Source organism: Marinomonas pontica (genome assembly GCF_036322735.1).
Classification (GTDB): Bacteria; Pseudomonadota; Gammaproteobacteria; order Pseudomonadales; family Marinomonadaceae; genus Marinomonas; species Marinomonas pontica.
This window is the reverse complement of the sequence record NZ_AP027271.1, coordinates 1,531,728-1,556,282: the sequence shown is the minus strand read 5'-3', so window position 1 is coordinate 1,556,282 and position 24,555 is coordinate 1,531,728. Positions and strand designations below refer to the sequence as shown.

The 24,555-nt window shown below is 46.1% G+C and carries 17 protein-coding genes; 8 read left to right on the top strand and 9 right to left on the bottom strand.

Annotated elements, in window-relative coordinates; translation table 11 throughout:
• The first annotated feature begins 11 nt into the window (after positions 1-11).
• From AABA11_RS07230 to AABA11_RS07205, 6 genes are all read left to right on the top strand, one after another.
• Positions 12-953, top strand: a complete 942-nt coding sequence (locus tag AABA11_RS07230; protein ID WP_338266634.1) for an ABC transporter substrate-binding protein — start codon at positions 12-14, stop codon at positions 951-953.
• Between the two features lie 59 nt (positions 954-1,012).
• Positions 1,013-1,978 carry a FecCD family ABC transporter permease gene (locus tag AABA11_RS07225; RefSeq protein ID WP_338266632.1) on the top strand — a complete coding sequence of 322 codons (966 nt, stop codon included), beginning with the start codon at positions 1,013-1,015 and terminating at the stop codon, positions 1,976-1,978.
• Entirely contained in the window at positions 1,975-3,060 is a 1,086-nt protein-coding gene (locus tag AABA11_RS07220) for a FecCD family ABC transporter permease (RefSeq protein ID WP_338266629.1), read from the top strand. The genes AABA11_RS07225 and AABA11_RS07220 overlap by 4 nt, the downstream gene beginning before the upstream one ends.
• Positions 3,057-3,881 (top strand): ABC transporter ATP-binding protein, encoded by an 825-nt coding sequence (locus tag AABA11_RS07215; RefSeq protein WP_265727741.1) that lies wholly within the window; start codon positions 3,057-3,059, stop codon positions 3,879-3,881. Before AABA11_RS07220 ends, AABA11_RS07215 begins: the two co-directional genes overlap by 4 nt.
• A 194-nt stretch (positions 3,882-4,075) precedes the next feature.
• On the top strand, positions 4,076-6,262 hold the full coding sequence (locus AABA11_RS07210; protein ID WP_338266627.1) for an OsmC domain/YcaO domain-containing protein: 2,187 nt from the start codon (positions 4,076-4,078) through the stop codon (positions 6,260-6,262).
• A gap of 37 nt (positions 6,263-6,299) precedes the next feature.
• Entirely contained in the window at positions 6,300-7,484 is a 1,185-nt protein-coding gene (locus AABA11_RS07205) for a murein transglycosylase domain-containing protein (protein ID WP_338266624.1), read from the top strand.
• A 44-nt stretch (positions 7,485-7,528) separates the two neighbouring features.
• Here AABA11_RS07205 and AABA11_RS07200 read toward each other — a convergent pair whose 3' ends face one another.
• The 4 genes from AABA11_RS07200 to AABA11_RS07185 are packed head-to-tail and all read right to left on the bottom strand — an operon-like array spanning position 7,529 to position 14,564.
• Entirely contained in the window at positions 7,529-10,249 is a 2,721-nt protein-coding gene (locus AABA11_RS07200) for a hsp70 family protein (RefSeq protein ID WP_338266622.1), read from the bottom strand.
• Between the two features lie 3 nt (positions 10,250-10,252).
• Positions 10,253-12,019 (bottom strand): Hsp70 family protein, encoded by a 1,767-nt coding sequence (locus AABA11_RS07195; protein ID WP_338266619.1) that lies wholly within the window; start codon positions 12,017-12,019, stop codon positions 10,253-10,255.
• A 4-nt stretch (positions 12,020-12,023) separates the two neighbouring features.
• Positions 12,024-12,632 (bottom strand): DUF2760 domain-containing protein, encoded by a 609-nt coding sequence (locus AABA11_RS07190; protein WP_338266616.1) that lies wholly within the window; start codon positions 12,630-12,632, stop codon positions 12,024-12,026.
• 3 nt (positions 12,633-12,635) lie between these two features.
• Positions 12,636-14,564 (bottom strand): ATP-binding cassette domain-containing protein, encoded by a 1,929-nt coding sequence (locus AABA11_RS07185; protein ID WP_338266613.1) that lies wholly within the window; start codon positions 14,562-14,564, stop codon positions 12,636-12,638.
• Between the two features lie 260 nt (positions 14,565-14,824).
• Between AABA11_RS07185 and AABA11_RS07180 the strand changes: the two genes are divergently transcribed.
• Both AABA11_RS07180 and AABA11_RS07175 read left to right on the top strand, forming a co-directional pair.
• Positions 14,825-15,919: an efflux RND transporter periplasmic adaptor subunit gene (locus AABA11_RS07180; protein ID WP_265727735.1), complete on the top strand. Its 1,095-nt coding sequence runs from the start codon at positions 14,825-14,827 to the stop codon at positions 15,917-15,919.
• Between the two features lie 11 nt (positions 15,920-15,930).
• Positions 15,931-19,137 (top strand): efflux RND transporter permease subunit, encoded by a 3,207-nt coding sequence (locus AABA11_RS07175; RefSeq protein ID WP_338266610.1) that lies wholly within the window; start codon positions 15,931-15,933, stop codon positions 19,135-19,137.
• Between the two features lie 113 nt (positions 19,138-19,250).
• Here the strand turns inward: AABA11_RS07175 and AABA11_RS07170 are convergent, their stop codons facing one another.
• From AABA11_RS07170 to folC, 5 genes are all read right to left on the bottom strand, one after another.
• Positions 19,251-20,426, bottom strand: a complete 1,176-nt coding sequence (locus AABA11_RS07170; RefSeq protein WP_338266607.1) for an O-succinylhomoserine sulfhydrylase — start codon at positions 20,424-20,426, stop codon at positions 19,251-19,253.
• A gap of 96 nt (positions 20,427-20,522) precedes the next feature.
• Positions 20,523-22,031 (bottom strand): amidophosphoribosyltransferase, encoded by a 1,509-nt coding sequence (gene purF, locus AABA11_RS07165; protein WP_265727732.1) that lies wholly within the window; start codon positions 22,029-22,031, stop codon positions 20,523-20,525.
• Between the two features lie 77 nt (positions 22,032-22,108).
• Complete coding sequence (locus AABA11_RS07160) at positions 22,109-22,624, bottom strand: CvpA family protein (protein WP_265727731.1); 516 nt, start codon at positions 22,622-22,624, stop codon at positions 22,109-22,111.
• Between the two features lie 93 nt (positions 22,625-22,717).
• A complete protein-coding gene (locus tag AABA11_RS07155; RefSeq protein WP_338266602.1) occupies positions 22,718-23,293 on the bottom strand; it encodes an SPOR domain-containing protein in 576 nt (191 codons plus the stop codon).
• A 3-nt stretch (positions 23,294-23,296) separates the two neighbouring features.
• Positions 23,297-24,553: a bifunctional tetrahydrofolate synthase/dihydrofolate synthase gene (gene folC, locus AABA11_RS07150; protein WP_338266599.1), complete on the bottom strand. Its 1,257-nt coding sequence runs from the start codon at positions 24,551-24,553 to the stop codon at positions 23,297-23,299.
• Between the last annotated feature and the right edge of the window lie 2 nt (positions 24,554-24,555).

The window sequence follows — 24,555 nt, the reverse complement described above, 5'->3', positions numbered from 1 at the left end:
AGGAATGTGCTATGACGCTTAAACGCCTCTCATTGAAAAAAATATTACTCTGCGCCTGTATTACTACCTCTTTTAGCGCATTGGCAAGCGAACATACTGTCACCACAAAATATGGCAATATACAAGTAAACGACAACGTCAGTCGTGTTGTCGTCTTATCTGAAGACGCGCTTGACAGTGCCATTGCGCTTGGCGTGAAGCCATTGGGCGCTGTCGCTACACGAGGCGGTGATTCCGTAGCAGAATACATCCAAGAAAGAGCCAACGGCGTTAAAATTGTCGGTACGTCCAGACAAAATAATTTGGAAGCCATCGCTGCGCAGCGTCCTGATTTAATTTTGGCGTCAGCGTCTTTGCCTCAAGACCAATACAATATCTTGTCTAAAATTGCGCCAACAGTCGTTCCCATTTCTCCGGGAATGGTGTCGGATGGCTGGATTACTCTAGCGCGAGTTTATGCAAACGCATTGAATAAAAGCGCGGAAATGGACACTATTTTAAACAACATTGCCGAACGCGAAGAAAACCTGAAAGCCGCCATCACCACCCATGTACCAGAAGGCAAACGCACTGCGGCATTGGCTCGATGGATGCCACAAGGGCCTATTGTCATGTCGTCTCAGATATTCGCATCCGATGTATTGGCATCAACGGGGTTTGTTATCAATGATGCTGGCGTTATAAAAGAAGGTCGCCCTCACAGCAGCCCACTTAGCTTAGAAAATTTATCAAAAGTAGACAGCGACTGGTTGTTTCTTGCAACGCTAAATAGCGAAGGCAAAGATGCTCTAAATGCCGCGAAATCATCACCGTCGTTCTCTCGCCTTAATGTGGTAAAAGAAAACAAGGTTATCACGGTAAATGGCCAACTATGGACTAGCGCAGCAGGTCCACTCGCGGCTCACGCCATCTTGGATGATATAGAAGCCGTAATTAACACAAAAATGAAATAAACCCGATGCTGAAATGCTTTTCTGTTACACCCGCACAGCGGCCACTGCCCAGCGTCTTAATGTCAGCACTTTTCGTGCTGACATTTTGCTGTGTGCTGAGTTTATTATTGGGGGCTGGGGGACTAGCGCCTCATGCGTCACTCCTAACCCTTTTGGGTCACGGTTCTGCTGATGCGGAATTCACCGTGTTTCATTTGCGTTTAACAAGAACACTGGTCGGATTGTTTGTCGGATTAACCTTAGGTATTGCGGGCGCTCTTATGCAAGCCGTTGCACGCAATCCATTGGCAGAACCTGGCTTACTTGGCGTCAGCGCAGGCAGCTCTTTCGCTGTTGCCATGGCACTTGTTTTGGGTGCAAGTACGGCGACACTGACTGTTGGTATTGCACAAATTGGTGCCTTGGTCGGTTGTCTCTGCGTCATCGGCACGGCAAAAATGCAAGGCCAGAGAAACGACCCAATACGCCTCGTACTCGCAGGCGCGGCGCTGTCCAGTTTACTGCTCGCCATGACATCACTGATTTTATTGTTTGATCAAAGAGCCGCTGATGAAATCCGCTTTTGGGTAACCGGCAGTGTTGCCGGACGTGATACCAGCACACTCATCAGCGTATTGCCTTCCATGCTATTGGCATTGATTTGTATTTTATATACAGCAAAGCCTCTTGCGTCCTTGGCGCTAGGAGAGCGCGTGGCTATTGGTCTTGGCCATAAGCCACGACGAATTCGAGGCATCGTTATTATTGCGGTTGCATTATTGGTGGGTGCTGCGACTGCGATTGCAGGCCCAGTCGCGTTTATCGGTTTGGTCGTGCCTTTCGCTGCTAGGGCTTTAGTAGGTCCCGATATCCGCAGAACGTTATGGCTTTGCCTACCATTGGGTCCCATTATCGTAATCACAGCAGACATTATTTCTCGACTTGTGGCTCAGCCTGCTGAAATGCCACTGGGTGTGCTAACGGCTATTGTCGGTGCGCCTGTTCTTTTATTCATAGTCCGATCACATAGACTGCCCACATTATGATTCCTAACCGTCTTTTTATGCCCAATGCGACACAAGAAACCGTGCCACCCAATGGATATAAACTCTTAACCTTGGGTCACAAAGTCCGCATTCTGATCGAGAAAAAAGCCGTCGTGCGCAACATTTGGTTGGTGCTAATTCTGCTTCTTTCTTGTGTCATGACTCTGGGTATTGGCACCATGATGATATCCCCCAAAGAAGTCATCGCTGTCGTATTTGGCCACGGTTCCCCCATGAGCCAATTCATTGTTCAAGACTTGCGCTTACCACGCTTACTTGCCGCTGTCTTTACTGGTGCGGCTTTTAGTTTAGCGGGCTGTCTAATGCAAACGATGGCGCGTAATCGTCTGGCAACGCCAGGCATTATCGGCATTGATAACGCGGCGATGGCGTTTGCTGTTTCATCTGTTGTGGGTATGGGGTTGTCGATTGCTCCGTCAGCGATGGCATTAGCGGGCGCTGCAACCGCAACTGCGTTAGCTTTTGGCTTAGCCGGCGGCAGTGGTACTCGAGGCTATCGCTTTATTGTGGCGGGCATTGGTATTGGAGCCATCGCTGGCGCTGTCACCCAGCTATTATTAAGCCAAGTAAGTATCGATGTGGCCAACAGCGCTTACCCGTGGACAGTAGGCAGTTTGAGTGCGCGAGACCCATTCATGGTACACATTCTAGGGGCAGGCGTTGCCGTTTGTCTTGTGGCGTGTCTGGTATTCGCGTCTCAATTTGCCCTACTACCGTTCTCAGATCAGGTAATAACGGGATTGGGAGCAAACATCAAATACATCCGCATTATTGCGCTGGTGTTGTGTATTACATTGACAGGACTTGCTGTGTCAGTGGCCGGGCCTGTTGGCTTAGTTGCGCTAGTAGGTCCAGAAATTGCCCGAGTATTGGCACGCTATCGGGGGATCCTATTAGTGAGCTCTGCATTAACTGGGGCACTTGTGATGGTTATTGCTGATTTAGTGGGGCGCACAATTCTTTCCCCCATCGAGCTGCCCGTAGGCATTGTAACGGCAGTTGTTGGTGGACCTTATCTAATTTGGATTCTTATTAAACGCTCTTCAAGGAGCTCGTTATGACGGCCTCTGCTTTTCAGCACACCCACTCCTCCTCTTATGCTCGCCTAGAAGCAGAGCAGCTTACCCTTAAACATGGCAAGACCACGATTATTGAACGACTCAATGTCACGCTGCCAGAAGGTCAAGTAACCGCGATAGTAGGGCCAAATGGGTGCGGAAAGTCGACATTGCTCAATGGTTTATCTCGCGTCCATGCGCCAAGCTCTGGCGTGGTATTACTTAATGGCAAAGACATTCATTCTCTTCCTTCGAAAGAGGTAGCGCGTCGTTTAGCCTTATTACCCCAAGATACGTTGGCACCTGATGGTATTACCATTGAAGAGCTAATCCGCTTTGGTCGCCATCCACATCAAAGTGCTTTAAAGCAATGGGCGATGAATGACCAAGATGCGATTGATTACGCATTAAAAGCGGCGGATTTGATTGGTCTAAAAGACCGCCTACTAGACACCTTATCTGGCGGGCAAAGGCAACGGGCTTGGATTGCGATGTCGATAGCACAAGAAACGCCATTGCTTTTGCTAGACGAGCCAACCTCAGCTCTGGATTTGGGTCATCAGATCGAAGTGTTTGAGCTGATCCGAACCTTATCAAAACAGGGTAAAACCTTAGCTATGGTGGTCCATGATTTACCAAGCGCATGCCGTTATTCCGACCACATAATTGCCATGAAATCAGGAGAAATACTCACCCAAGGCAGCCCTAAAGACATCATGACCAAAGAACTTGTTCGTGAACTGTATGGTGTTGATTGCGATCTTATTCCCGATCCTATGACAGGAAGCCCTATCTTAATCAACATTCAACGAGTAAGAGGCTAGCGTCTTTCCAGCAGAATGCTTTCTTTTGCCTTTTTAGCGTTAAAAACACGGTAAGAGGAAGCATTTGTTGTCCAAATAGCCAATTTGATTTTACTCTGCCCCCACTTATCGAAGATAATTGCCGCATTGATCATTACCAGCGCACTTGCTTGGTAAATCCCCTGCACACACGCCCTACAAAGTGGACAAATCCAATGGAAATCAAAGTTAATTTTCTCGACAATCTCAGACTCGAAGCCAAGTTTGATGATTTCACCATCACCGCCGATCAACCGATCCGCTACAAAGGTGATGGGTCTGCACCCAGTCCATTTGATTATTTCTTAGCGTCCTCAGCGTTGTGCGCTGCGTATTTTGTTAAGGTGTATTGCAAGGCGCGTGACATCCCTACGGACAACATTCGGTTGTCGCAGAATAATATCGTCGACCCAGAAGATCGCTATAACCAAATATTTCAAATTCAAGTCGAGCTACCAGACGACCTTTCCGACAAAGACCGCGAAGGCATTTTGCGCTCCATCGATCGCTGTACGGTTAAAAAAGTCGTACAGACTGGCCCTGAGTTCAAAATTGAACATGTAGATAACCTAGATGCTGACGCCAATGCCATGCTGATGGCACAGCCTGACGGCGCAGCAAGCACAGTGATTTTAGGAAAAGACTTACCGCTCGAACAGACCATTGCTAACATGACGGCCATGTTAGCGGAACTTGGGATGAAGATCGAAATTTCATCGTGGCGCAACATCGTCCCCAACGTATGGTCACTTCACATTCGCGATGCGGCCTCGCCTATGTGCTTCACCAACGGCAAAGGCGCAAGCAAAGAGAGCGCGTTGTGTTCTGCGCTTGGTGAATTTATCGAGCGCTTAAACAACAATTTTTTCTACAATGACCAATTTTTTGGGACAGAGATTGCGAACAGCGAGTTCGTTCATTACCCAAACGAAAAATGGTTCCCTTTGGAGGAAGATGACGCCCTACCTGTCGGCTTACTGGATGAGTATTGTTTGGACATTTATAACCCAGACGACGAATTGTTCGGCTCACATCTTATTGATACAAACTCTGGCAATAAAGCGCGTGGCATTTGCGCTATTCCCTATACGCGTCAATCTGATGGCGAAACCGTCTATTTCCCCTCCAATTTGATCGAGAATTTATTTTTAAGCAATGGCATGAGCGCAGGCAATAATTTGCTAGAAGCGCAAGTTCAATGTTTGTCTGAAATTTTCGAGCGCGCGGTCAAACGTCAAATTATTGAACAAGAAATCGTATTACCAGATGTCCCTATGCAGGTTTTGGAGCAATTTCCCAGCATATTGGCTGGCATCCAAGGTTTAGAAGAACAAGGCTTCCCGATTGTCGTCAAAGACGCCTCGTTAGGTGGACAATTTCCAGTGATGAACGTCACGCTTATGAATCCGAAAACAGGTGGCGTATTTTCTTCTTTTGGCGCCCACCCAAGCTTTGAAGTAGCGCTTGAACGCAGCTTAACGGAATTAATGCAAGGCCGTAGTTTTGAAGGCCTAAACGACGTACCTAAGCCCACATTTAATAGCATGGCGGTTAGCGAGCCAGAAAATTTTGTGGAACATTTTATCGATTCAACTGGCGTAATTTCATGGCGCTTTTTTAGCAGCAAACACGATTACGAATTTTGTGAGTGGGACTTCTCAGGCACAAACGAAGAAGAAGCCAATACGCTTTTTGCCATACTTGAAGATCTGGGGAAAGAGGTTTACGTCGCGGAATTGACCGATTTAGGCGCTTCCGCTTGCCGCATTCTGGTGCCAGATTACTCCGAAGTCTATCCTGTGGAAGATCTGGTGTGGGACAACACCAACAAAGCATTAGATTACCGTGAAGACATTTTAAACCTTCACTCTTTAAGCGATGAACAACTGGAAAACCTGGTGAATCGACTTGAAGAAAGCCAACTTGATAATTACACAGACATTCCCACCTTGATAGGCATCGTGTTTGATGAAAACACAATCTGGGGTCAGTTAACTATCATGGAACTTAAAATCCTCATCTACTTGGCACTGGGTGCTCATGAAGACGCCCTCGAACTGGTGGGAGAATACTTGCAATTTAACGACAACACCGTTCAACGTGGGCTATTTTACCAAGCAATGAATGCGGTACTGGAAGTCACGTTAGACGACGAGCTGGAACTAGAGGACTTCCGACATAACTTCAATCGAATGTTTGGTAAAGACATTATGGATAATGTGGTCGGTTCTGTGACTGGCGAAGTCAGATTCTATGGCCTTACAAAAACCAGCATGCAACTCGAAGGAATAGAACCGCATTTGCGTTTAATCGAAAGCTATAAGAAACTGCACCAAGCTCGCAAAGCAAACGCATTGAATTAAACACATTAAATTAAACGATAATACACAAGGTCATTTAATGTTAGAAACTATTGCCCGACACTCCGCCACCGCATGCATCGGCTTTTTATTACTAACATTAAATGGCTGCCAGTCCCTGCCATTGTCCTTTGACTCTGTTGATTCTGTGGATCAACTTTCAAAGCAAATCAAAAACGCAGACGACATTGATGACGTTAAAGCCATTGCCAAGCAAGCAAAAGTCACCAGAGACGCGATAAGAGCAGACATCAAAGCAATTAAAGCGCTGTACGCCGAATTGGATCAGAAAGTAAATAAAAAATGGGGGAAAGGTAATAGCGAACTTCCTGAAAAGAAAAAGTACGTTAAGTACACAAATGACTATCAGGCAAGAACCATTGTCGACTTTGAAAAAGGCACCGTGCGTGTCGAAACATTAACGACCGAGCAACCTCTCAACACCCTTAAACAAGCCGTAGCCACCACATTACTGACCACGGCGGACCCAACAAAAACCGATATTTTTTCCAGCGATGTACCCAATACCGAAGGTGTGCCTTTTTTATACCCTCAAGTCATAGACCACGATGGCAAATTGGTACAATATCGCTGGCGAGCGGAACGCTACTCTAATTATCTAGTGTCCAATAAACTAAAAAAGTTCACATCCAATGGCAAAACGGTTTACGCCGTAGAGTTTAATTTAGTCGCCCAACACGAACACCTTCGGCAAGAAAAATACAGCCAATACGTGATTGCCGCGGCGCAACGCTATAACTTATCGCCCGCGCTTATTTACGGCATAATTGAAACCGAAAGCTCGTTTAACCCATACGCCGTCAGCCCAGCGAACGCCTATGGTTTGATGCAAGTCGTACCCGCGACAGCAGGTCGGGACGTTTATAATTTAGTAAAGAAAAAATCCGGCGAACCGACCAAAGAAGTGCTTTTTTCACCCGCCAACAACATCGACATCGGCAGCGCCTATTTGTACATTTTACAAACGCGTTACCTCGCCAAAGTCGCAAACAAAACTAGCCAAGAATATTCGATGATCTCTGCCTATAACGGCGGCACTGGCAATGTATTAAAAACATTTGATACTGACCGGACTCGCGCAATGAGCAAAATTAACCAGACATCCACAAGCAATGTGTATAAGAAACTTAGATACGATCACCCAAGATCGGAATCTCAAATGTACTTAGAAAAAGTCACCAAAGCGAAAAAGAACTACGAGTGATTGGGTCAAACACATTGCTTTGGTGACCGTGATAAAGCGTTAATTTATAAACGCAAACCGATAGGTAAGCTTTCACCGACCAAGGCATTCAGTTCATCACTGTTAATCTCAATTTGACTTTCTAAACGTTCCAACCATTGCGCTGGGCATTTGTCCTTTTTGAGTTTGTTCGCCACTTTTTTACGTAAAACGCCCAGTTTTTCGGATTCACCAAGGCTGACTTGGCTCATCAAAACCGCGGCCAATCCGGCTTGTTTGCGCTTCTTCCAATCTTCCTTAAGAACGGTTTCTAGAATCGGAAAGAGCTGATCCTCAGCAATTCTTTGCGCTTGCTTGCCAGATAAAAGATGACGAGAAGCGATGCGCCCTATTGTCCACCAAGCCGTGTCTGGCTCAGATGTTTTTTGCAAACGCTTTAGTAACCAATCTATGGCAGTGGTTTTATCTTCGTTAGACAGACTCTCTAACGCACCAACTAAACGGATCAGATCATCGCTGGATTTTGTCGTCAGCGCTTTCATCTTGTCACGAGAGCGCTGCCCTGTTGGCGAATAGTACTGGCTAAACTGTTTAAACAAATGCGTTTGTTGTTCCACCGATAAGCCACCAGCAATTCGGCGATACAAAGTCCAATACTGCCCCCAAACGGGTGCCGTATCGAACTGGACGCCTGCTTTAGTAATGTTAACTACTTGCTGAACTCGCGCTAAGTCATCCTCAGCACCAAAGCCTGGGCGCAAACAATAACCCATGAGCTGCAACCATTGCCGTTCATGCTGAGCACTTTTTGTTCGACCTGATTTCACACTTAACAGTTTATCCACCAAACGCCGCGACGTGGCAAGATTCCAATTATCTCGATGGCCCAACAGCTGGTCCAAATCCTGTTTAAGCGATTTAACCAAGTCAGGATTTTGTTTTTGACCCGCACTGGAAAAACACTTAGCTAAATGCTCTTCAGCTTGCCCCATATTGGCATGCAGCAAACCACTTTCATCAGCTTGCTCATTCTCTTGTGAGGAACCCACATGGGTCGAGAAATCCAAACGCCACTGGTCTTTCTGATTATTGGCGTTTAACACCACTTGCAACACACCCACTTCGGTCATTTGCACCGATAGGCTTACCGCCGTTTCTTGCGACTCGATGGAACCGTCTAGTTCTGTCATCAAGGTGGAAATGTAATGCAGCCCATTTTGATCGCGTACCTTACCGACGACACAATTGATATGGTCGTCGGATCGATACAAGGGAAACTGAACTTGCTGACCCAAAGTCACAAAGAACTCTTGTTCCAAGTGAATGGTTTCGCCTTTCAGGGTGTCCTTTGGCAAGATGCCAACGAATTGATCTTCACCAAGTTTCAAATACAAACTATGCGCCACACCACTTTCAATACGCGCACTTTCGCCTGCTAAAGCGTTTAGATACATGGCCGCACCTTTGGCCACCGCGTCGTTAGGTTCGTCCGCAGTACAAGCAAGAATCGGTTCAGCAGACCAAGCATTAAGTTGTTCTATCAGACGTGACTTCAACACTGGACTATTAAACAGACCACCATTAAACAACACCGCATCCGGCATAGGAGAGCCTGTTGCTGCTTCAATTGCCGTTTTATGCTGCTGCAGGAACGCCGCTAAATGGCGTGTAAAAGCAGGATCTGATTCGTAAGGTAAGCCCAAGGTGTGCATAGCGTAATCGCTGTTTTGCACCTTGTCATCATGATTCACCAAAGGAAAAAAGCCATTGTGAATTTGATCTAACAAGGCGTCTCTGGAGACATCAAATTTCTGCGAGCCACCAATTAATCGACTACCACCACCAAGTACTGTAATGCTTAACGAGTCTGGCGCGCCTTCTCCCAACAACGTCTCTTTTGCCTGACGAGTTTGCTGAACCAAGGCCGCTAAACGCGTGGCTGATAAAGCAGAAATTTGCTTTGGATCTAACTGAAACGCCAAGGCTTGATCTAGGTTATCGCCACCCAGCAATAAATGTTCGCCTACGGCAACACGCTTAAGGGATACGCTGCTGTTTTTAGCTGACGTGGGCTTGATCGCCACCAAACTAAAATCACTGGTGCCACCGCCGATATCGACAACCAAAAGCATTTTTTTGTCCGCTAATGCAGCGAGTTTTTCGTCATCACTGATGTAGTGATAACAAGCTGCCTGTGGCTCTTCCAGCAGATATAAATCCTGCAACCCCGCCAATTTCGCCGCTTCCAAAGTTAACGCTCGCGCCTCTTCATCAAAAGATGCTGGCAAGGTTAACGCGATGGATTGTGACTCTAGCGGTGCATCGGCAAAACGATGATTCCAGCTTTGCTTAATGTGTAATAAAAGAACCTTGCTGGCCTCAAGAGGGCTGAGCTTTTTCGGGAACTCACTCGCCCAAGGCAAAATAGCCGAGCGCCTATCGACCTGACGATGGCTTAACCAACTTTTCGCGCTTTGTATCAATTGCCCTGCTCGACGCTGACCTAATGCCAACGCACCAACACCCACGATGCGCTCTCTATCATGATGACGCCAAGGCAAAACCGGATCGATTTTACCCACTTCATCGGAGGCCAAAACATAAATAGCACTGGGCAAATGCGTGAACTCTTGCACAGAACCATCCGCCATCACTTGCGGAATCGACAATAATTCTGGCGCATTGACATTCGAATCATTTGATACTTGAATATAAGAGACAACACAGTTGGTTGTCCCCAAATCAATGCCTACGCGATAAGTAGAAGGAAAAGCCGTCTGCGCCATGGTTTAAGACTCCCTGACTTGAAACTCAATCGTCCAACTTAGATCCGATTGGGTGTCGTGTGCTTGTAACAGCAGCAGCCCCAATTCAGTAACACGGGCCGTCAGATAGACTCGCACCATGTCGCCAGCTTGGTAGTGACCGGCATCAAGTCGAATCGATAAAGGATTCAATTCATTTAGCTGGGGAACAGAAAATGACGCAATGACTTTACCAACCGAATCGACATCACTGTGTTGTGATTGGAAGAAACGGAATGTCACACTTTCACCAACCACAAGAGAAAACTCATTCGGCAGCATTTGCTCTTCTGAACCTTCCTCCAAACCAAATGGCGCGACACAAATCGCATCAACCGGTGGAGCCATGCCAGGAATCGCCGGCATGGGGCTGGCAACACCAATGTAGTAGTTTGCCGCTAGTCCACTTTTTACTTTAACACCGCCTTCGGCTTGCACTTGGGCATAATACGTTGCACCTTTGGCCACCGCGTGATCCAAATGTGATGGTGTCAGCATCGTTATTTCACGGCCACCCAGCATACTAGCCAATCGCGCTTCCAATGTACTGCGAATGACATTGGCGTTAAACACACCGCCGTTTAACAAAATCTTACTTGGCTTAACATCGTGTTGAGCTAAGAACTCGCTGATGTGACGAGTGATCGCTGGATCACCTTCGTAATCCAAATTGATCGCACTAAAACCACTGCGGGCCGTTTTTTGAGCCTGCTCACCGAGTTGAACTTGAGGAAAAAAACCATCGATCAAAAGTTGCTGAACGTCGCTTTGTGTCAGGGTGGCTTTGATACTGTTATTAAATAAACTGCGACCACGACTTGGCACAACAACGCTCACGTCTTCTAAATCCGCATTGGTTAACAAACGCTCTTTTGCTTCACGGCAAGCTTGGGTCAATCCGCTAATTTGCCACGGATCAAGATTCGTGCCGTTTTGCGCTAGCTGAGCCGCCAAATGGTAAGTCAGCGTCAAATCCATATTGTCACCGCCAAGCAAGATATGACGACCAACCGCTACACGCTCAAGGCCAAGCGCTCCATCCTGCTCTACCGCTTGGATTAACGATAAATCTGTTGTACCACCGCCCACGTCGACAACCAAGATATGCTCGTTAACATCTAGGCTGTCGGCCCAATTTGTCTGATCGCTCAGCCAAGCATAAAACGCCGCTAACGGTTCTTCGATTAAACGTGCACGCAAACCAACTTTTTCTGCGGCTTGTTCGGTAATGGCACGCGCAGCTGGGTCAAATGACGCAGGCACAGTTATAACAAGGGTTTGCTCAGCAATGGGCGCATCAGGAAATTGATGGCTCCATGCACTGACCAAATGCGCTAATAAGGTTTCTGCCACCTGGGCTGGAGACACTTTTTCTACTTCTTCAAGCGCATCCACAGGTAATACCGCTTCATCCGCACTCACGCGAGAATGGCATAACCAGCTTTTAGCACTTTGTACCAATCGGCCAGAAGATTTCGCTCCTAGCTCACGCGCCAACTGTCCGACGATAGCGCCTGCTTTGCCCCAAGGAAGTTGTAGATCACTTTCTAGGAATTCGCTTTGGTGAGGAAAATACACAAAGGAAGGAAGCAAAGGACGAACATCCACTTGACCAGCCGCAATAAACTGTGGAATTGCCAATTGCTGAATGCGCCCTACTTGATCAGATTCGCTTGCGGTTTGGCTAGATGGAGAAAAATAGACAGCAGAATGCGTGGTACCCAAGTCGATACCAATGAAATATTGACTCATGGATTTATACCTCGACTTCAGCTGGCGCCAAAATGTTCAGACTTTCTGTATTGGTTACTTTTGGTAAACGTGTTTCTGTTACCTTCCAGCCCGGGTGAATTAATGAGCCAGCATAAGGACCATCGCCTTCAACACGACCTTCAAGCTTAATTTGCTTAGCGTCATAACCGGCTGGCACTTCAACACGGCTGCTTTCCGCCGCGGTATTCAATACGTCAAGAGACACCACATCAATGGTGAAATGTTGCTTGAGCACTTTAGAACAACCAGCGTGAATTTGGCGAGATGCCGCACCCACGTCCGCATCGCTGTAATCATCAATGCTTTCTTGGATGAAATCGATAAAACGTGCTTCTTGTTGCAACAGTTGCAATAACTGATGCGCACCGTCTGCATTAACCGTGTCCAAAGCAGGGGCAGCGACTTCGATTTCACGAATCACTTCCACTTCTTCTGTAATGACTTTCGGCTCGACTTCGAAGGCAAATGGCTCGCCTTGATCCACCGTTTGACAGCGAGCGGCATAGTCGCCGCTCCCCATGTATTTAAAGAACTGACCGAAAGCGCCAAAAAAGCGCGGTATAAATGAAACTGGTTTAATTTTATTCGTCATAATCTACCCGTTTTGCATTTCTTCAAGCTCTAACCAACGCTCCATGGTTGTTTCAAGCTCTTCTTCTTTATGCGCTAATTTTGCCAAAGTTTTCTGAACCTTATCCGCATCATCGGTATAAAATTCTGGCGCGCTCGTGGTGACATGCAATGCGGCGATCTCTTCTTCCAACTTCGCAATGGTCGCAGGCATAGTGTCAAATTCGCGCTGCATTTTATAACTGAGTTTGGCTTTTGGCTTAGCTTGCACAGAAGATTTTTTCTCTTCTTCGACTTTTTTGGCTTCCGCTTTGGCCTTTTCTTTTTTGTTTGGCGCGTCGTCCGTTTGTGACGTGGATTCTGTTGGGAATTTACCACCTTGACGGATCCAATCTTGATAGCCACCAACGTATTCTTTGACTCGACCTTCGCCTTCAAACGCAATCACACTGGTAACCACGTTATCTAGGAAAGCACGATCATGGCTAACCAACAACAATGTGCCATGGTAGTTCATCAGAAGTTCTTCAAGCAGCTCTAATGTTTCAACATCTAGGTCGTTGGTTGGCTCATCCATGATCAAAAGGTTGGCTGGGCGAGTAAATAACTTCGCTAGCAACACACGATTTCGCTCACCACCAGACAAGGCTTTTACAGGCGTACGAGCACGCTCAGGTGGGAAAAGGAAGTCTCCAAGGTAGCCAATAACATGTTTGTTCTGACCATTGATTTCGATAACGTCTTTGCCCTCACCCACGTTTTCCGCAACCGTTTGTTCTGGGTCAAGTTGCTCACGCAGCTGATCGAAATAGGCGACATCAAGCTTGGTGCCTTGACGCACTGTGCCGGTTTCAGGCTCTAGATCGCCTAATAGAATTTTTAGGAAGGTACTTTTACCACAACCATTTGGACCAATCAGACCAATACGATCGCCACGATTCACCATAAAGTCCATCGGCTGTAGGATGACTTTATCTTCAAAAGAGTGACCAACTTGCGTAAATTCGGCAACCAATTTACCAGATTTATCTTTGGTCTCAATCGCCATTTTGGCATTACCTTGACGATTAATACGCTGAGATCGTTCTTCTCGCAACGCTTTCAAAGCACGCACTCGCCCTTCGTTGCGGGTCCGACGTGCTTTAATGCCCTGACGAATCCACACTTCTTCTTCAGCAAGACGTTTATCGAACAAGGCGTTTGCGCGCTCTTCTTCTTCAAGCATTTTCTCTTTAAAAGCAAGGAAAGCCGTGATGTTGCCGCTGAAGGAAATAAGATTGCCACGATCAAGTTCAATAATGCGGTTAGCCAATTTTTCTAGGAAACGACGGTCATGGGTAATGAACAAAATCAAACCACGGAATTGCTGAAGCTGTTGCTCCATCCATTCGATGGTTGGCACGTCCAAATGGTTCGTCGGCTCGTCTAATAGCAAAACATCTGGATTAGAAATCAACGCTTGCGCCAAAATAACACGACGACGCCAACCACCAGAAAGTTCAGACATCAGCTTATCAGCAGGCAAAGCCAAACGCTGAATCATGTGGTTCACACGTTGCTCTAAATCCCAACCCTGAATGCGATCCAATTCAGTCTGAATATCACTCAGCTCGTTGGCGTGATCATTCTCGAAATCTTCTAATAATTTGAAATAACGAGTCATAAGAGAGTGCGCTTCACCCGCACCTTCACTGACCACCTCTCGCACGGTTTTGTCATTTGCGTCAGGCAATTCTTGTGGTAACTGCCCGATGGTCATGCCACCTTCTAAACGCACGACCCCTTCATCAGCAACTTGCTCACCAGAGATGACTTTTAATAATGTAGATTTACCAGCACCGTTACGACCGATAATGGCAACACGCTCTCCAGCTTCTGCTGAAAAACTGATTTTTGACAGCAGTGGATTATGCCCAAAAGCAACACTGATCTGTTCTAACGACAATAGACTCATATCTATCCATATAAAGTAAAAATTTTGTGGCCGTATAGTATCATTCTTCTAAGCGAAGGTTCAGCAAATACAAGTCACTTAAGAATAAAAAGAAAAGGAATATTTTATTCAGAATGGTATTTGCTTCTTTAATACTGGAATCGAACAATTAACATCATGACCAATTGTTCAGATATTATAGAATACCTCTTTCTTCCTTATTATTTGCGAATATACTAAGGCTTACATAACAATAACTTTTCAATAGCTTGGAGCGTTAAATGGCGTTAAAAAATAAGTTAGGCCCAATCACAGCCGTTGTCGTAGCAACCGCAACGGTCGGCTGGATGCTTGCCGGTGGTAATGGCGTTACCGTCAGTCCAACAGAAAGCCAACCTACAGAAAACACCGCTTCTTCGCATTCAACAGAGAGTAAATTGGCCTATTCTGTACAAGCCAAAACGCTCACACCAAAGCGTATTGAAATGCATTTGCCATTGAGCGGTAAAACCTTAGCCGATGAGACGCTCACTCTGGTCAACAGCTACCAAGGACGAATCACCAAGCTCCCCATTGAAAAAGGCCTCTTTGTCAAAAAAGGCCAACCGATTCTACAAATTGACACCCGAACACTGAAATTACAAATTGAGCAAGCCACTCTCTTGGTCAAACAACGACAGCTTGAGCTAGATGGCATCAAAAAGCTCAATAGCACTAATCTATCTTCAAAAGTGAACTTGGCTCAGGCCGAAACCGATCTAGCGTCTGCGAAAGCCACGCAAAGTGCGTTAATGGTTGATTTAGAAAACGCTACGCTAACAGCGCCGTTTTCCGGCATTTTAAATACATTAGACGTACAAACTGGCCAAGTTCTGTCGAATGGCGCAACGGTTGGTACTCTGGTTTCACTCAACCCCATTAAAGTTCGAGTGGACATCCCGCAAAATAAAATCCATCAAATTGCTGTTGGCACGCCCGGCAATATTCGCTTGGAATCCGGCTATGAAGCGGAAGGTTTTGTGTCTTACGTTAGCACTACAGCCAACGAATCCAGCCGCACCATCAGCGTTGAGATGCAAATTGACAACCCCGATAACAAAATTTCAGCAGGGCTTACCGCGGCGGTCGATTTCATTGTGGATGAACAAAAAGCCCATGCTTTGTCTCCTGCATTGTTAACGCTAGACGACACCGGCAGAACCGCCATTAAAACCATCAGTATTGACAATACGGTGACGATTACGCCGGTGGAAATTGTGAAGTCTGAACGGGATCAAGTTTGGGTGGTGGGCCTGCCTGATAATGTAAACATCATCACCGTCGGACAAGGTTTTGTGTCGGCTGGCGATCTTGTTGACGCACACTATCAAAACTAAGGGGGCCCACTATGCAAACGTTAATTGAGGCAGCCTTAGCGCGCTCTCGAACTGTCATGATGTTTTTTGTTCTCATACTGATTATGGGAACGGTTTCTTATATCGAAATAGCCAAAGAAAGCGATCCGGACATTACCATTCCCATGGCTTATGTGTCCGTATCCTTAGAAGGCATTTCACCGGAAGACGCAGACAGCTTATTGGCTCACCCGTTAGAAAAAGAACTCAAAGGCCTTGAGGGATTAAAAGAACTCAAGTCAACCGCTTCCGAAGGTCATGCGTCCATCATGCTAGAGTTTGAATCTGGCGTGGATATTGACCAAGCAATCAGCGACACCAAAGACAAAGTCGACCGCGCCAAAAGTGAATTGCCTGACGACGCCGACGAACCGACGGTAACAGAAATCAATTTATCGACCTTCCCTGTCATTCGTGTCAATTTATCCGGCAATGTTGATTTTGGTACACTCAGCAGAACCGCCAAGAATCTACAAGACTCCATTGAAGCCATCGACGGTGTATTAGAAGCTAAAATAAGTGGTGACAGAGACCAACAAGCCCAAATCATTATTCGTCCCGAACAACTTGAGTCTTATAACCTTTCTTTAAATGACGTTGCCAACTTTGTATCAGGAAATAACCGCCTTGTTGCCGCAGGCAACTTAGATACTGGCGCAGGTCGATTCTCACTAAAAGTTCCCGGTCTACTGAAAACCAAAGAAGACATCCTAAACCTACCCATCAAAGCCGATGGCGACCAAGTCGTTTTGCTGGGAGACATTGCAACGGGAGAGTTAACCTTTGAAGACCCTAGCAGTTACGCCCGTGTAGAAGGCAAACGCAGCATTACACTCGCGGTCTCAAAACGCGTCGGTGTAAACATCATCGAAACCATTGAAGCCATCAAAGCCGTTGTTAAGAGCGAAAGCGAACAATGGCCGAATGGTGTCGAATACAATCTCACTGGCGACAAATCCATTGATATTGAAACATCTCTCAACGACCTATTTAACAACGTCTTAGCGGCTACCTTATTGGTTATGATCGTTATTGTTTGGGCGCTTGGGGTTCGCAGTGCCATCTTGGTGGGATTGGCAATTCCTGGCGCGTTCCTTTCTGGCATCCTGATCCTTGACCTACAAGGCTACACCATCAACATGGTGGTGCTATTTGCACTGATACTCAGCGTGGGCATGCTCGTCGATGGTGCCATTGTCGTAACCGAATACGCCGACAGAAAGTTAGCGGAAGGCGCGTCTAAACGACAAGCCTACAGTGAAGCGGCAAAACGTATGGCATGGCCAATAACGGCTTCAACAGCCACCACCCTCGCTGTTTTCATGCCATTGCTATTTTGGCCTGACATCGTGGGCGAATTCATGCAATTCATGCCCATCACCATCATTGCCACCCTGTCTTCTTCCTTAGTTATGGCGCTGATCGTGTTGCCTACGATCGGCTCCATTATTGGTAAAAAAGGCGCGTACAGCGACAAAACCATGCACGCCTTGCGCATTACTGAAACGGGTGACCTTCGCGAATTAACTGGCCCAACAGGTATGTACGGGAGATTACTGACTCGCTTGGTCGAACGACCTGTTTGGGTTTTGCTGTTTACCATTACCCTGTTGATCAGCATTTTCATTAGCTATGGTAAATTCGGCAAAGGCGTGGAATTTTTCCCGAATATTGAACCCGAATCCGCTAATTTGGATATCCGCGCCCGTGGCGACCTATCCCTTGAAGAGAAAGACGCTTTAGTGCAACTGGTCGAACAACAAGTTATTGGCACAAGAGAGCTAAAAAGCGTTGTCTCTACATCTTATGCAACACCAAGCAACAACGCGGCACCAGACAGCATTGGCTCCATCAGTATGGAGTTTATCGATTGGTACAAACGCGAGTCGGCCAGTGTCATTTTGGATAGAATTCGTGAGCGAACCAAACAAATTACAGGTATCGAAGTCAGCGCTGAAAAAGAACAAGGCGGCCCACAATCGGGTGCCGACATACAGTTGCAATTGAGTTCAAATTATTCAGCCGCCCTAAATCAGGCTGCCGATGAAATCACCAAACAGCTACTGCAAAGAGACGAAATCGTTACCGTAAGCGATGACCGCTCTTTGGCGGGTATCGAATGGCGAATTGATATCAATCGCGCAGAAGCGAGCCGCTATGGTGTCGATGTGAACAGCCTTGGTAATGTAATCAAACTGGTTACCACAGGCATCACATTGAGTGATTTTCTACCTGAAGGTGCAGACGATAAGATTGATATCGTCTTACGTTATCCCGTTAACCAGCGTAACTTGGATCAATTAGATCAACTGCAAATCCCCACTAACCAAGGCAGCATTCCAGCGAGTAACTTTATTCATCGTTATGCCGCACCGAAGCAAGGCGTTATTAATCGAACAGATGGCAAAAAAACCATCAAAATTGATGCAGACGTAAAAGACGGACTAGTGGTAGATGAAGTCATCAAGACGATTAAGGCAAAACTGGATGCGTCTGGTATGGACAAATCGGTGAGTTATGAATTCCGAGGCAATACGGAAGAACAACAAAAATCGATGATGTTCTTAATGAAGGCATTTGGCGTGGCGTTCTTCATTATGGCCATTATTTTGGTTACCCAGTTTAATAATTTCTTCCAATGCTTATTGATCCTAAGTGCGGTGATTTTCTCTACCATGGGCGTATTAATTGGCCTAATGGCCAAGGGACAACCCTTTGGGGTCGTCATGAGTGGGGTTGGTGTAATCGCCCTAGCAGGGATAGTCGTCAACAACAATATTGTCTTGATAGACACATTCAACGGCCTTCGAAAACAAGGCATGTTAGTCCGTGAAGCCGCCATTAGAACTGGTGTTCAACGCTTAAGGCCGGTAATGCTGACCACTATTACGACCATCTTGGGGTTGGTTCCTATGGTTTTTCAGCTAAACATCGACCTTGTACACCAGTCATTTAGTATTGGTGCTCCGTCAGCACAATGGTGGACTCAACTGTCTACCGCCATTGCTGGCGGATTAACCTTCGCTACGCCATTAACTCTAATCCTAACCCCGTGTTTGTTAGTATTGGGTTATCGACGAAAAGAGCGAAAACAATTGCAAGCGCTGGAATCTCAAGCTATTGAGTCGCAAGCATTCGAAGCCCAAGCTCAGGACGAACCACCTGAAAGCACAGTAGACACCAAAGGAGAGCAACCCTAGTTGTCTTCCTTTCTTATCAACTTTTACGCAAAAAAAGCAGACAAAAAAAAGCAGACTTAGTGCATTCTAAGTCTGCTTTTTAGTCTCTATGACAGTTAGCAATGAACGATAATTTAAGGCAACTGAGCCAATGCACTGTCAACATCAGCAATAATGTCTTCAATGTCTTCTAAACCAACTGACACACGAATAAGCCCTTCAGTAATACCCGCTTTGGCTTTTTCTTCATCGGTTAAGCGTCCGTGTGTCGTTGTTGCAGGATGCGTCACCAAGGTTTTCGTATCTCCGAGGTTCCCTGTAATCGACATTAACTTAGCGGCATTGATTACTGACCAAGCAGCCTGACGCCCACCTTCCACTTCAAACGACAATAGACCACCGAAGTCTTTTTGCTGACGCTTAGCAAGCTCATGGTACTTATGACTTGGCAATCCGCCGTAATTCACTTTCAATACTTTAGGGTGTGCCTCTAAAAACTCAGCCAACTTAAGTGCATTTGCTGAGTGCGCGGTCATTCTTAGCGACAATGTCTCAAGGCCATTTAGCAATACCCAAGCGTTAAATGGGCTCATGCATGGACCGGCACTACGCATAAAGGCGGTAAACACATTCACAATATCTTGGCTCGCTATCAAAGCACCACCCAAACAACGCCCTTGACCATCAATAAATTTGGTCGCAGATTGCATTACAATGTCTGCACCTTGCGTTAGTGGGTTTTGCAAAGCGGGGGTTGCTAGCACGGTATCCACACACAACAACGCCTCTTTGGCATGCGCCAATTCCGCCACTCGGGCCACATCAACCACTTCATACAATGGGTTAGACGGTGTTTCGAAATAACAAAGGCGAGTTTTATCATTAATGGCTTCTTCCCACGCCGCATAGTCGGTGGCATCGACATACACCACCTCAACACCAAACTTCGTAGTATAGGTGTTAAAGAATTTCACGGTTGATCCAAAGATATTACGAGAACAAACAACACGATCACCCGCGCTTAGTAAGCTGTACGCCAGCGTCATCAAAGCCGCCATTCCGGAACTTGTTGCGATAGCCGCTTCGCCTTTTTCTAAAGTCGCTAGGCGTTTTTCAAATAATTCAACAGTCGGGTTGGTAAAACGCGAATACACGTTACCGTCTTCTTCACCGGAAAATTTTCCGGCCGCCTCTTCAGCACTGCCATAGGCAAAGCTTGAGGTCATAAAAATAGCTTCACTGTTTTCTTGTTCTTGTGTTTGTCGAATACCTGCACGAATCGCATTCGTCGCGTCTTTATAATCAGACATTTCTTCACTCCAAGCCCGTTACTAAAATCTACCCTAAAAACAACTAAGCCAGGTGTGACCTGGCTTAGTGTAATCCGTCACTGCAAGTTTCCAATATTACATTGGGTGCATCATATCGCTGCTTTGCATGTCTTCAACTGACGCTTTATTCATATCATTGCGCGCGCCTTCAATGCCAGCCAAGTAGGCTTCATCAATATTACCTGCAATGTATTTTGCATCAAACACAGACGTATCGAATTCACGAACATCAGAGTGTTTCTCATCAATACACGCTTCGATCAGATCCTGTAAATCTTGAAATATTAATTTGTCTGCGCCGATTAACTCACAAATTTCATCCACATTTCGATTATGCGCAATCAACTCTTTTGCCGCAGGCATATCAATACCGTAAACATTTGGGTATCGAACTTCTGGCGCCGCTGATGCAATGTATACTTTCTTCGCACCGGCCTCTCTTGCCATTTCGATGATTTCTTTACTCGTGGTTCCACGAACAATGGAGTCATCAACAAGCAATACCGTTTTATCTTTGAACTCGAAAGGCACAGGGTTCAATTTCTGACGAACAGACTTCTTACGAATAGCCTGGCCCGGCATGATAAAGGTGCGACCGATATAACGGTTTTTGACCAAGCCTTCACGGAAAGGAATATTCAGAGCTTGCGCTATTTGCAAAGCTGCCGTTCGACTCGTGTCAGGAATAGGAATCACCACATCAATGTCATGATCTTTCCATTCGCGCTGAATTTTCTCAGCAAGACGATCACCCATATTGATACGCGCTTTGTACACAGAAATACTGTCAATCACGGTATCTGGACGAGCAAAGTACACATATTCAAATAAACAAGGGCGCGCCACTTTTTTCGGCGTGCACTGACGAACATGGACGTTATGGTTTAGGTCAAAAAAGATTGCCTCACCAGGCTGGATGTCACGCTCGATTTTAAAGCCTGCCGCATCCAATGCCACGCTCTCAGACGCCACCATGTACTCAACGCCAGAATCTGTTTGACGAGAACCGTAAATCAAAGGACGAATACCATCAGGATCACGGAAGGCCAAAATACCATAACCAGTGATCAGGGTAACCACCGCGTAACCCCCTTCGATACGTTTATACACACGCTCAAGCGCATTAAAAATATCTTCCGGTGTCGGAACCAACTTACCTTCTTCGTGAAGTTCGTGAGCTAACACGTTAACCAAAACTTCTGAATCCGACGTGGTATTAATATGACGCAAATCAGATTCAAATACTTCCTGCTTCAACTTAGCGGTATTGGTTAAATTACCATTGTGAGCAAGCGAAATACCGTATGGAGAGTTAACATAGAAAGGTTGAGCTTCTGCAGAACTGGACGTACCTGCTGTTGGGTAACGAACATGCCCTATTCCAATGTTACCGTGTAGTTTTTTCATATGGCGAGTACGAAACACCTCACTCACCGGACCATTGTCTTTACGTAAACATAACCGTCCATTATGGCTAGTCACCATACCTGCAGCATCTTGCCCACGATGCTGAAGAAGCGTTAACGCATCAAAAATTGCTTGGTTAACCACCGACGTGCCTACGACACCAACGATACCACACATGTTCTAGATCCTCGTGTTGGGGAATTGCGACAAACGTCGCAAATTTTTAAATCTATTTTTGGTTGCTATATAAGCAACTAATTACCTAGGGCGCGATCTATGAGAGTCGAATCCATAAGATCCGAGCTCTTGCCTAACATATCACGCGTCCAATCATTCAATTGCCCTAATTGAGGAATCAATTGTGACGTTTTCCAAAATTCAGTTTGTTCAACCGCTGGACTTAAGCTCAACAAAGAAACAAAAGCCACAACAACTAAGCCTCCGCGAGCAAAACCAAATAACATCCCTAATACTCTGTCTGTACTCGACAAGCCCGTCACTTGAATAAGCGACCCCAGTAGAAAACTTACCAGCGCCCCCACCACTAACGAAGCGATGAAAAGAGACACAAAAGAAACGATATAACGAATCTGGTCGTTCTGTACTTGATCCATTAACAGAGACTGCATCTGATCTGAAAACTTTACCGAAACCACAAAAGCGATTACCCAAGTAAGTAACGATAAAACTTCTTTTACAAACCCTCTCTTTAAACTCAAAAGAGTCGAAAGAACCACTACTGCAATAATTAACCAGTCAACCGTTGACATTGAACTTACCTGCTCCATGAGTACCTCTAAAAATCGCTGCGGAGTTTAACAGATGCCTAACTTTTTCCAAATACTGCGCCACACATCAATGAACTAATTCACCGAATATTTCACAACAATACCGTTCAACCTAAATTCCTTTTTGATGTCATCACGCATTTTATCCGACACTTCTCGTTTCAGTTCCGGTCCCACATACACTTTATAGAGTGAGTTAGTGGTTAAACTGTAAGCATCGTAATTGGCGTTTTTAAGTTTTTCGACCAGACGCTTCGCGTTGTCTTTACTTTTGAAAGTAGCTATTTGAAGAGTCCAGCGATCTGCAACGACAGTCGGTGCAAGCTTTTCTGATGGCGTCTTGGGCTCCGCCTTAGCAGCGGGCTCCGGCTTGCTAATGATCTTCACATCTTGTGACGGTTTAGGCAGTGGAATCAAACGAATGTCGTCTTCACTGCCCTCAATCTCGGCAACGGGCTCATTGGATACACTATCCGCAGGCTGTACGGGAGAAATTTCAATCACTGGAAAAGCCGGAGGCGCAGTGACTTGGACTTGCATGTCCAGCTCAGCCGGCCGTTCACCATCCAAAATCAGTGGCAATACAATGGCTGAAGATAAGACCATAATCCCCGCGCCAATCAGCCTATACGTTACGGCTCTATCTATCATAAATCACTCTTTCAATTGGCTAAGCGCCAAATACTCCGAGACAGTTACAAAGGACCCAAACACAATCACCGGACAGTGTTCTACTCTCGCCTGAGCAAGCGCTGCCGCGAACGCTTCACGAACAGACTGAAACGAATATTCTTCCAATGACGATTTATGGGACTGTTGAGAAATAGATTTTATCAATTCACTGGCTTTGGCGCCTCTTGGGCCCGGTAAGTCACAACAAAACCAACGTGAAAAACTACCCGAGAGATGATCCATGACAGCATCTATGTCTTTGTCTTTCAACATACCGCACACGGCGATGGGTTTGGTTGGCAATTCACTTAGGCGTAAAGACAACTCCACAGCCGCCTCAGGATTATGAGCAACATCAATATACACATCTGGCGAAGAAGCCACCTGCTGAAAGCGCCCCGTCAACTGTGCGCTTGCAAATAACGTAGACAAATCGGCCTGTGTTGGCGTGAACCCCATATAAACTAAAACAGCAACGACAGTTGCAGCGTTTTGCAATGGCAACGCCGGCACAGGCAAATTGTCATATTGAACATCCTCACCCAACCATGACCAAACACCGCCATTACGACTAAAATGAAAATCTTCGCTTTTTTGTCGTAATATAGCCCCAATTTCCTGAGCAGTACTGGCAATAGTAGAGGGTGGATTCACGACGCCGCTAATCAGTAGTTTGTCTTTTCTTGCAATGCCTGTTTTTTCCCGTGCAATAACGTCTAAATTATCACCGAGCCAATCCATGTGATCCAATGCGATTGAAGTCACTACAGCCACATCCGTATCGACCATATTGACCGAATCCAAACGACCGCCCAACCCCACTTCCAGAACCCAGTAATCCAGTTTCGATTGATCAAATATCCACAAAGCTGCCAACGTACTGAATTCGAAATAGGTTAACGCAATGCCTTCACGTGCCGTTTCTATAGCATCAAAAGCACGACACAACATATCGTCGTCACAAGGCGAATCATTGAGAGCAATACGCTCATTGAAATGCAGAAAATGTGGGGAAGTATAGGTGCCGACAGAATAGCCCTGAGCACACAGATATTGGGTCAACATGGCACATGTGGAGCCTTTACCATTGGTACCGGCAACCGTAATAACCTTATGTTTAGGCCTAGATAGATTCAGTCGAGCTAATACAGTATTCCCTCTTTCTAGACCTAACTCTATTTCAGAGGGGTGCTGACTTTCGATATACGAAAGCCAGCTCGCTAATGACGTATGCGTCATCT